The organism is Saccharopolyspora elongata, assembly GCF_004348985.1.
Taxonomy (GTDB): domain Bacteria; phylum Actinomycetota; class Actinomycetes; order Mycobacteriales; family Pseudonocardiaceae; genus Saccharopolyspora; species Saccharopolyspora elongata.
Genome location: NZ_SMKW01000002.1, coordinates 126,949 through 139,312, shown reverse-complemented (window position 1 = coordinate 139,312; position 12,364 = coordinate 126,949). Strand labels below are relative to the sequence as shown.

13 protein-coding genes are annotated in these 12,364 nt (G+C 70.3%); 4 read left to right on the top strand and 9 right to left on the bottom strand.

The annotated features are described in order from the left end of the window. Window positions 1-4: 4 nt before the first annotated feature. Complete coding sequence (locus tag E1288_RS02355) at window positions 5-1,441, top strand: amino acid permease (RefSeq protein WP_132479938.1); 1,437 nt, start codon at window positions 5-7, stop codon at window positions 1,439-1,441. Then, window positions 1,438-2,388 (top strand): asparaginase, encoded by a 951-nt coding sequence (locus E1288_RS02350; protein ID WP_132479935.1) that lies wholly within the window; start codon window positions 1,438-1,440, stop codon window positions 2,386-2,388. The genes E1288_RS02355 and E1288_RS02350 overlap by 4 nt, the downstream gene beginning before the upstream one ends. Before the next feature lie 72 nt (window positions 2,389-2,460). On the opposite strand, the gene E1288_RS02345 is transcribed toward E1288_RS02350, so the two are convergent. From E1288_RS02345 to E1288_RS02310, 8 genes are all read right to left on the bottom strand, one after another. Next, the gene (locus tag E1288_RS02345; RefSeq protein WP_132479932.1) at window positions 2,461-3,048 is read right to left on the bottom strand and encodes a GTP-binding protein; all 588 of its coding nucleotides are present in this window, start codon (window positions 3,046-3,048) and stop codon (window positions 2,461-2,463) included. Next, window positions 3,029-3,403, bottom strand: a complete 375-nt coding sequence (locus E1288_RS02340) for a DUF742 domain-containing protein (RefSeq protein ID WP_235883288.1) — start codon at window positions 3,401-3,403, stop codon at window positions 3,029-3,031. The genes E1288_RS02345 and E1288_RS02340 overlap by 20 nt, the downstream gene beginning before the upstream one ends. A gap of 19 nt (window positions 3,404-3,422) precedes the next feature. Further along, entirely contained in the window at window positions 3,423-3,845 is a 423-nt protein-coding gene (locus tag E1288_RS02335) for a roadblock/LC7 domain-containing protein (protein ID WP_132479929.1), read from the bottom strand. A 14-nt stretch (window positions 3,846-3,859) separates the two neighbouring features. Next, the gene (locus tag E1288_RS02330) at window positions 3,860-6,112 is read right to left on the bottom strand and encodes a sensor histidine kinase (RefSeq protein WP_132479926.1); all 2,253 of its coding nucleotides are present in this window, start codon (window positions 6,110-6,112) and stop codon (window positions 3,860-3,862) included. 94 nt (window positions 6,113-6,206) lie between these two features. Further along, window positions 6,207-6,989, bottom strand: coding sequence for an MHYT domain-containing protein (locus E1288_RS02325; RefSeq protein WP_132479923.1), 783 nt, complete (start codon window positions 6,987-6,989; stop codon window positions 6,207-6,209). Window positions 6,990-7,543: 554 nt separating this feature from the next. Next, window positions 7,544-8,266: a TIGR04222 domain-containing membrane protein gene (locus tag E1288_RS02320; protein ID WP_165967947.1), complete on the bottom strand. Its 723-nt coding sequence runs from the start codon at window positions 8,264-8,266 to the stop codon at window positions 7,544-7,546. A gap of 109 nt (window positions 8,267-8,375) precedes the next feature. Further along, window positions 8,376-8,675 (bottom strand): hypothetical protein, encoded by a 300-nt coding sequence (locus E1288_RS02315; protein ID WP_132479917.1) that lies wholly within the window; start codon window positions 8,673-8,675, stop codon window positions 8,376-8,378. Beyond that, window positions 8,659-8,886, bottom strand: a complete 228-nt coding sequence (locus E1288_RS02310) for an NACHT N-terminal Helical domain 1-containing protein (RefSeq protein ID WP_132479914.1) — start codon at window positions 8,884-8,886, stop codon at window positions 8,659-8,661. The genes E1288_RS02315 and E1288_RS02310 overlap by 17 nt, the downstream gene beginning before the upstream one ends. A 296-nt stretch (window positions 8,887-9,182) precedes the next feature. On the opposite strand from E1288_RS02310, the gene E1288_RS02305 reads away from it, so the two are divergent. After that, complete coding sequence (locus E1288_RS02305; protein WP_132479911.1) at window positions 9,183-10,409, top strand: phosphodiester glycosidase family protein; 1,227 nt, start codon at window positions 9,183-9,185, stop codon at window positions 10,407-10,409. Window positions 10,410-10,471: 62 nt separating this feature from the next. Here E1288_RS02305 and E1288_RS02300 read toward each other — a convergent pair whose 3' ends face one another. Continuing rightward, on the bottom strand, window positions 10,472-11,470 hold the full coding sequence (locus E1288_RS02300) for a DUF418 domain-containing protein (RefSeq protein ID WP_132479908.1): 999 nt from the start codon (window positions 11,468-11,470) through the stop codon (window positions 10,472-10,474). A 495-nt stretch (window positions 11,471-11,965) separates the two neighbouring features. Between E1288_RS02300 and E1288_RS02295 the strand changes: the two genes are divergently transcribed. Beyond that, window positions 11,966-12,310: an NUDIX domain-containing protein gene (locus tag E1288_RS02295; protein ID WP_235883287.1), complete on the top strand. Its 345-nt coding sequence runs from the start codon at window positions 11,966-11,968 to the stop codon at window positions 12,308-12,310. Window positions 12,311-12,364 lie beyond the last annotated feature (54 nt).

The window sequence follows — 12,364 nt, the reverse complement described above, 5'->3', positions numbered from 1 at the left end:
TCCAATGACCGACCAAACCCTGCAGCCGTCGCAGCGTGGCGACGGCGTGGCCGACGCTGGCGACGCCGGTTACAGCAAGTCGCTGAAAGCGCGGCACATCAACATGATCGCCATCGGCGGCGCGATCGGCACCGGGCTGTTCCTCGGCGCCGGTGGCCGGCTCGCGCAGGCCGGCCCGTCGCTGGCGATCGCCTACGCGGTGTGCGGGTTGTTCGCGTTCTTCGTCGTGCGCTCGCTCGGCGAGCTGATCCTGCACCGGCCCTCCTCCGGCTCCTTCGTCTCCTACGCCCGCGAGTTCATGGGCGAGAAGGGTGCCTACACGGCGGGCTGGATGCACTTCCTGAACTGGTCCACCACGGGCATCGCCGACATCACGGCGATCGCGCTGTACGTGCACTACTGGTCGGCGTTCACCCCGATCCCGCAGTGGGTGCTGGCGCTCATCGCGCTGGCGATCGTGCTGACCCTGAACATGGTCTCGGTCAAGCTGTTCGGCGAGCTGGAGTTCTGGTTCGCCATCATCAAGGTCGCCGCGCTGGTGCTGTTCATGTTCATCGGGATCTTCCTGCTGGTCACCCAGCACCCGATCGACGGCACCCTGCCCGGCCCGCAGCTGATCACCGACCACGGCGGGATCTTCCCGGCCGGCGTGATCCCGCTGGTCCTGGTCATGCAGGGCGTGGTCTTCGCCTACGCCTCCGTCGAGCTCGTCGGTGTCGCCGCCGGTGAGACCGAGAACCCGGCGAAGATCATGCCGAAGGCGATCAACTCGATCATGTGGCGGATCGGCGTGTTCTACGTCGGCTCCGTCGTGCTGCTGGCGATGCTCATGCCGTGGGACGCCTACAGCAAGAGCGAAAGCCCGTTCGTCACCGTGCTCTCGCACATCGGCGTGCCCTACGCCGGCGACGTGATGAACCTGGTGGTGCTCACCGCCGCGATGTCCAGCCTGAACTCGGGCCTGTACTCCACCGGCCGCATCCTGCGGTCGATGTCGATGGCCGGTTCCGCGCCGAAGTTCACCGCCGCGATGAACAAGAACCAGGTGCCCTACGGCGGCATCCTGCTGACCGCCGCTGTCTGCGTGGTCGGCGTCGGGCTGAACTACGTGGTGCCCGCCGAGGCGTTCGAGATCGTGCTGAACTTCGCCTCCATCGGCATCCTCGCCACCTGGGCCATCATCGTGGTCTGCCACCTGCTGTTCGTCCGCAAGGCGCAGCGCGGCGAGGCGACCCGGCCGAGCTACCGGCTGCCGTTCTCGCCGTACACCGAGATCGTCACGCTCGTGTTCCTCGCGTCGGTGGTGGTCCTGATGGCCTTCGACGAGATCGGCCGGATCACGCTGATGGCCCTGCCGGTGATCATCATCGCGCTGGTCATCGGCTGGTTCCGGGTCCGCGGCAAGATCGACACCTCGGTGCTCGAAAAGGCCGACGGATGACCCGCACCCCGCCGGTCGGCGTTCCCGCGCACGTGCCGCTGGTGCACGTGCTGCGGGACGGCCTCGTCGAGAGCGTCCACCACGGCTCGGTCGTGGTGGTCGCTCCCGACGGCTCGATCCTGTTCCAGGCCGGCGACGCCGAAACGGCCTGCTACCCGCGTTCGGCGGCCAAGCCGATGCAGGCGGTCGCCATGGTCCGGCTCGGCCTCTCGCTGCCGCCGGACCTGCTGGCGCTCACGGCCGCCAGCCACTCCGGCGAGCAGATCCACCTCGCCGGCGCGCTGCGGGTGCTGGAGTCGGGCGGGTCGACCGAGGCCGACCTGGGCAACCCGGCCGACCTGCCCTTCGACCCGGCCGAGCGGGACGCCTGGCTCGTCGCGGGCCGCCCGGCGAGCAGGCTGGCGCACAACTGCTCGGGCAAGCACGCGTCGATGCTGCACGTCAGCCGCCGGCAGGGCTGGTCCACATCGGACTACCTGGATCCCGCGCGCCCGCTGCAGCGCGAGATCGCGTCCACCGTGGAGGAGCTGACCGGGCAGCGGATCGCCAACGTGGCCGTCGACGGCTGCGGCGCACCGCTGTTCGCCGTCTCGCTGCGCGGCCTGGCCACCGCGGCCGGGCGCATCGCCAGCGCGCCGGCCGACAGCCCGGAAGGCGCCGTCGCGCACGCATTCCGGGCGCACCCGGAGATGGTGGCCGGTTCCCGCCGGGACACCACGGCGCTGATGGCGGCGGTGCCCGGCCTGATCGCCAAGGACGGCTTCGAAGCGGTGCAGATCGCCGCGCTGCCCGACGGCACCGCGATCGCCCTCAAGATCGCCGACGGCTCCGACCGCGCTCGCCTCCCGGCGACCATCGCGGCACTGGAGATCGCGGGCGTCGACCCGGGCGTGCTCGCCCGGTTCACCAGCGACGGCCTGACCGTCACCGACGCCCTGAAGAACTGACACCGCAAAAGGGGTGTGCCCGCCGGAGATCCCGGCGGGCACACCCCTTTTGCGGTCCGCAGTGGTCGAAGCTCAGCGGCGTTCGGCGTAGACGCGGCTGGCGTGTTCCACCAGGGCGATCAGGACTTCCTTGGCCGATTCGCGTTCCCGGGCGTCGCAGAGGACGACCGGCGTGCCCGGGTCGAGGTCGAGCGCCGCGGCGACCTCCTCCACCCCGAAGCGCCGCGAGCCCGTGAACTGGTTGACCGCCACGATGAACGGGATCTCGCGGCGCTCGAAGTAGTCCACCGACGCGAAGCAGTCCGGCAGGCGGCGGGTGTCCGCGAGCACGACGGCGCCGAGCGCGCCCTGCGCGATGTCGTCCCAGAAGAACCAGAAGCGGTCCTGCCCCGGCGTGCCGAACAGGTACAGCGCGAACTCGTCGCGCAACGTGATGCGGCCGAAGTCCATCGCCACAGTCGTGGTGGTCTTCTGCTCCACCCCGGCCGTGGAGTCCACGCCGACGCCGGCCTCGGTGAGACGCTCCTCGGTGTGCAGCGGCCGGATCTCGCTGACCGCGCCCACCATCGTCGTCTTGCCGACGCCGAACCCGCCGGCGATCAGGATCTTCAGCGCGGTGACGGGCCCGCCGATCCGGTGGTCAGAGCGCGCGGAGGCCATTGATCACTTCCCTCAGTACGTCTTCGCTCGGCAGTTCGCGCGGCGGCGTGGGGCGTTCGATGCGGACGTGCCCGGCGTCGAGCAGGTCGGCCAGCAGCACCCGGACGACGCTCAGCGGCAGGTTCGAGCGGGCCGCGATCTCCGCGACCGACACCCGCCTGCCCCGGCAGAGGCCGAGGATTCCGGCCTGTTCCGGGGTGAGCGTCAGGTCGCGCTCGGGTGCGGTGGCGGCCACCACGAGCGTGATGATGTCCAGCTCGCCGCGACCCGGCCGGGCGCGGCCGCCGGTCATCGCGTACAGCCGCACCATCGGCCCCGCGTCGTCGTCGTACCAGTTCTGGTGGGGCCCGTTCACGACCCGCACCCCGATGCCGTCATCGGTCACCCCCGGCTTGGCCGGGCGAGCGGTCCGCGGCGTGCATGTGCTCGCCGACCTGGTTGATCAGCCGCGCCATCTCGTAGGCGACGAAACCGATGTCGGCGCCCGCGTCGGCGAACACCGTGAGACAGGTGCCGCCGCCGGCGGCCACGACGAACAGGAAGCCGCCGTCCAGCTCGATCATCGTCTGCCGGACGGAGCCGGCGTCGAAGTGCCTGCTGGTGCCCTTCGCGAGGCTGTGCAGCGCCGAGGCGACCGCGGCGAGGTGCTCGCCGTCCTCGTCGCGGACCCCCGACGACACGGCCATGGCCAGGCCGTCGTTGGACAGCAGCAGCGCGAGTCTGACTCGCGGCACGTTGTGGACCAGCTCGTCCAGGAGCCAGCTCAGCTCCCCGGATCGTTCGGTCGTGCCAAACATGGATGCTCCTCGTCTCAGGCGTCAGCGGAGTCGTCGGTCGCCGCGCCGCGTCCGCGGGCGAATCCCTGCTGGAGCGCGGACATCATGCTTCGCGCCTGGTCGGGCGACACGGGGGACGCGGCGGCCGGGTCGGTTCGCTTGCGGTTGTCCGCTTGCAGCCCGGTGGCGAGGCTCGCCTGGCGGGTCCGGCGCGGCAGACCCCCGGTGTCCGGTTCCGGCGCGGGCTCGTCGGCCACCGCCGGCTCCACCCAGACCTGCTGCCGCGCCGGCACCGCGGTCCGGACCGGCAGCCTCGTCGCGATCGCCTTCTTCGGCGGCCGCGCGGGTTCGTCCGGTTCGGACGGCTGATCGCGGGAGTCCCCGGCCGGTTCCGACGTGAGGATCGACATCGGCAGCAGCACCACGGCCGTGGTACCACCGTAGGGAGAGCGGCGCAGCGACACGGTGATGCCCTGCCGGTTCGCCAGGCGGCTCACCAGGAACAGGCCCAGCCGGTCGCTTTCGAACAGCTCCAGCCGGTGGGCCTCGGCGATCAGCCGGTTGGCCTCCGCCATCCGCTCCGGACTCATGCCCAGGCCGCGGTCCTCGATCTCCACCACGAACCCGGTGCCCACCGGCTCGCCGTGCACCAGCACGGTGCTGTCGGGCGGCGAGAACGTCGTGGCGTTCTCCACGAGTTCGGCGAACAGGTGCGTGACGTCGGAGACCGACGAGCCGAGCACGGACAGCCCGGGCATCCGGCGGATCTCGACGCGCGCGTAGTCCTCGACCTCGGAGACCGCCGAGCGGACCAGGTCCATCAACGGCACCGGCTGGCGCCAGGCCCGACCGGGAGCGGCACCGGACATGATGATCAGCCCCTCGGCGTGTCGGCGCATCCGCGTCGCCAGGTGGTCGACCCGGAACAGATCTTCCAGCGCGGCCGGGTCTTCAGTCCGGCGTTCCATGCCGTCCAAGATTCCGAGTTGGCGGTGCACCAGGGACTGGCTGCGCCGGGCGAGGTTGACGAACACCCCGGAAACCCCGGTGAGCAGTTCGGCCCGTTCGGCCGCGGCTTGCAGCGCCGAGCGCTGCACCGCGTTGAGCGCGTCGCCGACCTGGCCGATCTCGCCCTCGCCGGGCGCGACCACCGGGACGTCGGCATCGATGTCGATCTTCTCCCCGGCCCGCAGCCTGCGCATCGCCTGCGGGAGCCGCCGGTTCGCCAGTTCCAGCGCCGAGTCGCGCAGACCGACCAGCTCGATCACCATGCCGCGACCGATCCGGACGGAGACCGCCAGCGCGAGCAGCACGGCGACCAGGCCGAGGAGCACCGTCCACACCGCCTGCGTCGTCACCGATCGGCTCGCCGCTTCCGCCTCCACGACGCCCGCGGCACGCGCGTTGGCCTGGCTTGTGTCCACCGCCTGCGTCAGGGCCTGCACCGCGCCGCGCCACTGATCCGGCGCGAACGTGACGGTGCCCGCTTCGAGCATGTCCCTCTGCATCGCCCAGAGGGAACGGTAAGCGTCGCCATCGACCAGCCGCCGGTACGCCTCCTGGTCGGCAGCGGGGAGTTCGGGCAGCAGGCCATCGGTCAGCACGTCCTGACCGCCGAGTGCGACGGCGAAGGCCCGGTGCTGCTCGGGCGTCATCCTCGCGCCCACCGGCACCGAGGTCACGATCGCGTCCTGCCGGTCGATCGTCTCCGCCACGCGGCTGTGCTGGAGGACGACCCGTGCGGCCGCGGCCGCCTGCCCGTCCTGCACAGTGGTCAGCACTTCCTCCACCGCGAACGCGTGCTCGATCGCGGCGGAGTACTCGACGTAAGCACTGGTCCAGTCCGCCGGCCGGGCGCTCTGGAACCGGTCGAGGTCCTGGACGAGCACGTCGATGCGCTGGTTCACGTCGGTGGCGAGGCTCGCGATGTCGGCCCTGGCGACGGTCACGCCGTCGAGCAGCGCGGTGGTGGCCTGCGCGGTGCGCGCGCGCTCGGCGGCGAAGGCCTGCTCCGCCGCCGGTTGCGGCGCGGCCAGGTACCGCACGGCCGCGGCGCGCTCGCCCTGCAGGCTGCCGACCAGGTTCCGGACCGGGCCGGCCAGCTTCTCGTTGAGCTGCTCGACCTGGTGCAGCGTCCATGCGCTCTGCACCGCCGAAACCGTGGCCATCGACCACAGCGCCATGAGCGAAACGACCGGAACCGCGAGCAGCGCAACGGTCTTCGCGCGCACCGATTTCGGTTGCAGGCGCGGGAATCCAATGCCGGAATACCGGCGTTTTTCGGGCATGAACCATCCATCCCGGATTTTCGAGAAACGGCTGTTGCGGACGCGGCGGGCGACCGATCAATTCACGCGATATGCGCGGCGGGAATTCCGTTGATCAAATTCTTCCGGCGGTCGGCTCCGCGGGATTCTCCGACGCTCCCCCGGCGTCGTCCGAATCGGGCTTCCGCGACGCGTTCGGCGAAATCGCGACGAACGCCGAGGTGAGGAACAGGTACGACCCCAGCAGAACGGTGAGCGGGAAGATGAACTGCATCGGCGAGGCGCCGGCCACGGGCGCGGCCACGTCGTGCAGGTGGACGCTCACGGCGGCCATGCCCGTGTAGTGCATCGCGCTGACCGCCACGCCCATCACCAGCGAGGCGCCGAACGCGGCCAGCGGGCCGCGGATGTTCAGCGTCGCCCACAGCGCGGCGGTCGCGGCGGCCACGGCGATGACCACGGACAACGCGACGATCTCGGGGGCGTAGCTGACCATGCCGGAAAGCCGCATCGCCGCCATCCCGACGTAGTGCATGGCGGCCACCCCGACACCGGCGATCAGGCCTCCGACGAGCACCGCCAGCACCTTGGAACGGCTGTAGCCGACCGCGAAGACGCCGATGCCGACCACCACGATGGCGACCACCAGGCTCAGCACCGTGAGCGGGACGTCGTAGCGGACGTCGGTGCCCGTGACGTGGAAGCCGAGCATCGCGATGAAGTGCATCGTCCAGATGCCGGTGCCGATCGCGACGGCACCGTTGATCAACCAATTGCGCCGCGCGCGGCCAGTCGTCGCGAGCGCGCGAACCATGCAGCGCAAGCCGAGCGCCGCACCGACGCAAGCCATCACGTACGACAGGACCGGTGTCAGCCAGCCGAAACCGAACTCCGTCATCGAGCCTATCTGACCCATTATTCCCTAAAGCGTGTAGGCGGCACCTGTCAAGAAGCGACCCTCATTGCCCCGACTGGCCGGTCACGTCGAATGACCATACTCAGATCACGCGCCGATCACAACCACTCTCTACAGTAGATTTCCGAGTGACGGACTATGCGCGGTGCGTGATTCCCGGCCGCATACGACGCAGTTAATTCTCCCTTAAGTAACGTCCCTCGCACCGCAGCGACCGCGCGCGGGCCGGGAACGTCCGGAAAGGACGATCATCTTCTGCCACTGCCGGAACGGCGGGCCGCCGTGTCAGGGGTCGTTTCAAAATGGTGCGCGGGCACGTGGTCGTCTGGGATGCCGGGCGCCGGTTTCGCGCGAAACCGGCGTTCCGCATGGGGCACCGGGCGCCCTCCGGAACCAGCCAGGCCGAGCCGTTCTGAAACGACCCCTCACTCCCCGCCGCCACCGTCGCCGCCATCTCCGCCGCCGCGGCCCCCGAGGAGAAACCGCTTCCACCACGGCAGCGGGACGTTCAGGTGCGCGGACACCCTCTCGTCCGGCTACTGCTCCATCCCGTGGATCGCCACCGCCGTGGCCACCCGGGCCGGATGGCCGAACGCCCGGGGAGCGTGCGATGCCCCGTTCGGCACCTCCAACGCTGCCTGGGCCTGGCGTACCACCCGGTCACCCTTGAACGTGCGCTTCGGCTCCCACCCGAGGTGCAGCGTTCCCACCCACAGGATCACGACGAGCGGCACGACGAGGCACTCCGGTGAGAAGTAGCCGCGGATCAGCGAATCGGCGACGCGGATCAATCCGGCCGCGGTGACGGCGCCGAGCAGCCCGATCAGCACGCGCAGCATCTGCAACCGGCCGGACCCGCTGATCAGGCCGTGGACGCTCAGCCACGCCACCAGCGCACGCGTCGTCCCGGACCGGCGGAAGGCGCGCCGCAGCTCCGCCATCGCGATGCCGTCGCCCGCCCAGTCCAGCACCCGCTGCTGGTACTCGTACTGCACGCGAATGCCGGTGGCGCGCAGCTTTCCGTCGGCATCGACGCGCAGCGCCCCGGCCGCGACGAGCTCGGCGACGACGCTGTCGGCCACCCTGTCGACGCCGCCGCTGAGGTAGGCGAGCTGGTACTGGTCGGGCTCGAAGTAGCCGGTCTTGGGCCCGACCCTGGCTAGCAGGTTGAACAGGGTGATGCCATCGCGCAACAGGACCGCCAGGACGAAAAGCAGGAAGGCGAACTCGGAGTTGGTCATCCCCCAGGCGACGTCCACGTACCCTCCTCGATCGATCCGCTGCCCGGTAGACGTCCGACGCCCTTCGAGGTTCACTCCGGGGCTGCTATCCGCGCGCTGTCCCGGTCGAATCTTCGGCAAGCGTCCCTCAATTGACCCAGCGCACGCGAACACCATGACCGAGCTCGCCGAGGCCAACGTGCCGATCTCGTCTGGACAACTCGACCTGCAGCGATATCCCGGCGAGCGGGCGCAGGCCGACGGTTTGCCTGCTCGTGCCCAGCACGATCAGCCGTTCCAGGCTCGGCATCCCGGAAACGGGTGCCAGGTTCGTCACGACGTCGCCAACGAGGGTCAGCTCGGCGACACCGGCCGGGCGGGCCGCGATTCCCTCCAGCGCATCCGGGGCCGTGTGGTGCCCCAGTCTCAGCTTATTCCACCACCGCATCGAGCGCCGCGCGGATCTCGTTGTCCGGCAATACCGAGAATTTCGTCTCCAGCAACGGTTCCAGCTGGTCGCCGACCTGGTGCCCGATGCCTTCGGCGAGGTGCTCCAACCGCTTGCGCTGCCGCACCGTCGACAGCTCGGCCGCGGCGAGTTCCGCCAGCGACGCGGTCCGCTCCTTCGACTTGCGGCGCTCCTCCAGCCACGACTTCACGGCCCGCTGGGCAACCGCTTAGCCGACCTTGCCCGCGACGGTCTCCATCCCGGTGATGACGTCCCCCTCTGAACCGAATGTCAACCGGCTGGAACAGGACCGCCGAGCCTACTCGACGGGCGTCCGGAAGAGCCCGGATTCCCGGGAACCCGGCCGTTCTCCGTGTTGTTCCTCCGCCCTCGCCGGAACGAGGAATTCGCCCGCGCCTCACTGGCAATTCATCGCCGGAGAATCTCCTGGCCGCTGCCACGGCGCTACGCTGCCGCCGGTTCGATCTTGCGGAGAGGCGGACGGCGATGACTTCTGCGGCATTCCCACGTCGGTTGGCTGCACTCGGTGCCGCCGTCCTCCTCGGTGCACTGCTACCACCGGCCGCGCCCGCGTCGGCCGATCAGCCGCGCCTGACCGAGGAGCAGATCGCGCCGGGCGTGACCTACCGGTCCTTCGAGCTCTCCACCGAGCACGGTCCGGTCGTCGGATACCTGCTGACCGCGGACCTGCGCAATCCCGACGTCGAACTCGACCTGCTGCACCCGCCCGCGGTGGCCGCCCGGGACGAGATCGACGACATGACCAATGCGCAGCGGGCGGTCGCAGGCGTCAACGGTGACTTCTTCCACCTGAGCGAGACGCATGAGGGCGTCGCGGCGACGGGCTCCTCGGTCGGGCCCGCGATCGCCGACGGCGTGGACCTGAAAGCCGCCGTTCCCAACGGGCAGCGCTTCGGCCCGGGATTGCCCGCGGGCACCTCGACCAAGGACGTGTTCGGCCTGGGCGTCGACCGGCGCGCGCGAGTCTCCAGCGTGTCGTTGACCGGCGTGGTGCGCAGCGGCGGGGCGACGGCCGACCTCGCGGGCCTGAACCAGTACGCGGTGCCGGTCGGCGGAATCGGGCTCTACACCTCGGCGTGGGGCGAGGTCTCCAGGGCGCGCGCGGTGTGCGGCACCGACACGGATCGCTCCGCGCCGTGCACCACCGACACCGAAGAAGTGGTCGTCCGCAACGGCGTTGTCAGCGCCGAGCACGACGAGCCGGGCGCCGGCGCCATTCCCGGTGACACCGTCGTCCTCGTCGGGCGCGAGGAAGGCGCCGCCGAGCTGGAGAAGCTCAACCCCGGTGACCGGGTCATGGTCGAGTCCCGGCTGGAGGCGGCCGACGCGCCGCCGCTGGAGTTCGCCGTCGGCGGATTCCCGATCCTCCGCGCCGGAAAGCCGCTGCCCGGCCTGGAGACCGGGACGTTGGCGCCGCGCACCGCTGCGGGCGCCAGCTCGGACGGGCGAACCGCGTACCTGCTGACCGTGGACGGGCGCTCCGCCGCCAGCACCGGGTTGAGCATCCGCGAGCTGGCCGACCTGATCCGGTCCTTCGGGGCCGCCGATGCCGTCAACCTCGACGGCGGCGGCTCGTCGACCATGGCGGCGCGCGATCCCGGTCAGCCCAGAGCGATGATCAAGAACGTTCCCTCCGACGGCGTTCCCCGCCCCGTGGCGAACGGGATCGGTGTCTTCTCCGCCGCCCGCTGACGAACCCGCGTTCTGGGAACACTTCGGCCTCGCACCAGCGCCTTCCCCGAGTGACGCCGGCTTCAGGCGACCTGCCCGCGCAGCGGAACCCGGTTCCACCACGTCACGCAGCGCCAGGCCCACTCCAGCGGCCCGTATGCGAATCTGCTCAGCCACCAGCGCGAGAACACCCACTGCACCACCAGGATCCCGGCGGCCAGCAGGAGCATCAGGTCGTACCGGGTGGAGTCCTGCCCCAGGCCGATCACCGGCGCCCCCGCCAAGGTCAGCAAGGTCGCGGTGATGAAGTTCGTCAGCGCCATCCGCCCCAGCGGCGCGAACGCCGCGGAAAGCGCGCCACCGGCACGAGTCCTGCACAACAGCAGGAACCCCGACGCATAGGCGAGCCCGCCGAGCAGTCCCGCCGCCGCCCAGATCACGAAGAACGACGCCGACCCCTTGCTGTTGACCTGCAACCAGAGACCGAAACCGGCCAGCACCACGGAGAGCCCGAATGCGATCGCGAGCTGCCCCGCGCGGCGGTCGAGCGTGTCGATCACGCCGTACCGGACGGTGGCCGCGCCGAGCAGGAACAGGCCGGGTACCAGGCCGACTCCGCCGTTCAGCCCGAACAACCCCACCGCGAGCAGCCCGGCGCCGCCCCAGAGCGCGACCCACCGCGGCAGCACCGACGCCGGCAACAGCACGATCAGACCGACGATCGCGTAGATCAGCAGCGGCTCGCCCGGCAGCAGGAACTGGTGCCCGATCCCGACGACCAGCAGCGCCAGCAGCCTCCGCAGCAACAACACCCGCGGCCGGGCCGCTCGCCCGCTCGCGCGGTCCAGGAACAGCGCGAAACCCACGCCGAACAAGAACGCGAAAATCGGGTGGAACCGCTGCTGCACGAACATGTTCAGCGCCGAGCGGACCGGATCGGCCACCCCGATCGCAGGCCCCCAGCCCATGTGCACGATGTCCGGGATGTTGACGAACAGGATCCCGCACAGCGCGAACCCGCGCAGCGAGTCGAGATCACCGATGCGCCGCCGCACCGGTTGTGCCGCCACGGCAGTCGTCATCGACCCCACCGCCGCGATCCGCACGACGCGGGCCCGTCCGCGCACCGAACCGCTTGCCGGCGCATCAGAAACACGGTCACCGGCCAAGGCTTCATCGCCCCAGCGCCGGCCGCTGAGCTTGACACGAGTTCCTCCTGACATCGAAGCCCACCCGGCCCATCGCCGAGTCCGATCACGATCAGGATCGCCGCGACCGCGCCCATAGCGGATCATCCGCAAGGCCGAGTCCGGCCCGCACCGGTCAGCCGATCGGCCACCAAGAACAAGCCATTCGGCCGGGAAGGCCGGAAAGCCCCGCCGCGCTCCGCCCCCGTCTGCTACCCGGGAGTCCGATATCGCCCACCAGCCCCGAAATCTTGGGGCTAGGGTCGGTTCCATGGTTGATCGGTTTCAGGTCGTTCCTTCCGTCTACATCGCGCTCCGCAGGTCGGACGCCCAGGAGGAGGTGCTGCTGCAGCTGCGCCGCAACACCGGGTACATGGACGGGCATGGGCGATGGCCGCGGCGGGCCACGTCGAATCCGGTGAGTCCGTCATCGACGCCGCGCGCCGGGAAGCCGCCGAAGAACTCGGCATCGACATCGCCGCCGAAGACCTCGTGCCGCTGTCGGTCATGCACCGAACGCAGGGCGACCACCGGGCGATCAACGAACGGGTGGACTTCTTCTTCGAATGCCGCCGCTGGACCGGTCGGCCCAGGCGGGCCGAGCCCGAGAAGACCGCCGATCTGCAATGGTTTCCGCTGGACACGCCGCCGAGGCCGACCGTGCCCCACGAGCAGTACATCCTCCGGCACCTGCGCGCCGGCACCCTCCCCCAAGTCACGACCTTCGGCTTCTGACCGCCCGCCGTCGACGGGAGTTTGACCTTCACCCAGGGACAACCCGCAGGGTCG

Coding starts and splice junctions, on each gene's coding strand:
- E1288_RS02355 (WP_132479938.1), top strand. CDS start 5: ATGACCGACCAAACCCTGCAGCCGTCGCAGCGTGGCGACGGCGTGGCC.
- E1288_RS02350 (WP_132479935.1), top strand. CDS start 1,438: ATGACCCGCACCCCGCCGGTCGGCGTTCCCGCGCACGTGCCGCTGGTG.
- E1288_RS02345 (WP_132479932.1), bottom strand. CDS start 3,048: ATGGCCTCCGCGCGCTCTGACCACCGGATCGGCGGGCCCGTCACCGCG.
- E1288_RS02335 (WP_132479929.1), bottom strand. CDS start 3,845: ATGTTTGGCACGACCGAACGATCCGGGGAGCTGAGCTGGCTCCTGGAC.
- E1288_RS02330 (WP_132479926.1), bottom strand. CDS start 6,112: ATGCCCGAAAAACGCCGGTATTCCGGCATTGGATTCCCGCGCCTGCAA.
- E1288_RS02325 (WP_132479923.1), bottom strand. CDS start 6,989: ATGACGGAGTTCGGTTTCGGCTGGCTGACACCGGTCCTGTCGTACGTG.
- E1288_RS02315 (WP_132479917.1), bottom strand. CDS start 8,675: ATGCGGTGGTGGAATAAGCTGAGACTGGGGCACCACACGGCCCCGGAT.
- E1288_RS02305 (WP_132479911.1), top strand. CDS start 9,183: ATGACTTCTGCGGCATTCCCACGTCGGTTGGCTGCACTCGGTGCCGCC.
- E1288_RS02300 (WP_132479908.1), bottom strand. CDS start 11,470: ATGACGACTGCCGTGGCGGCACAACCGGTGCGGCGGCGCATCGGTGAT.
- E1288_RS02295 (WP_235883287.1), top strand. CDS start 11,966: ATGGCCGCGGCGGGCCACGTCGAATCCGGTGAGTCCGTCATCGACGCC.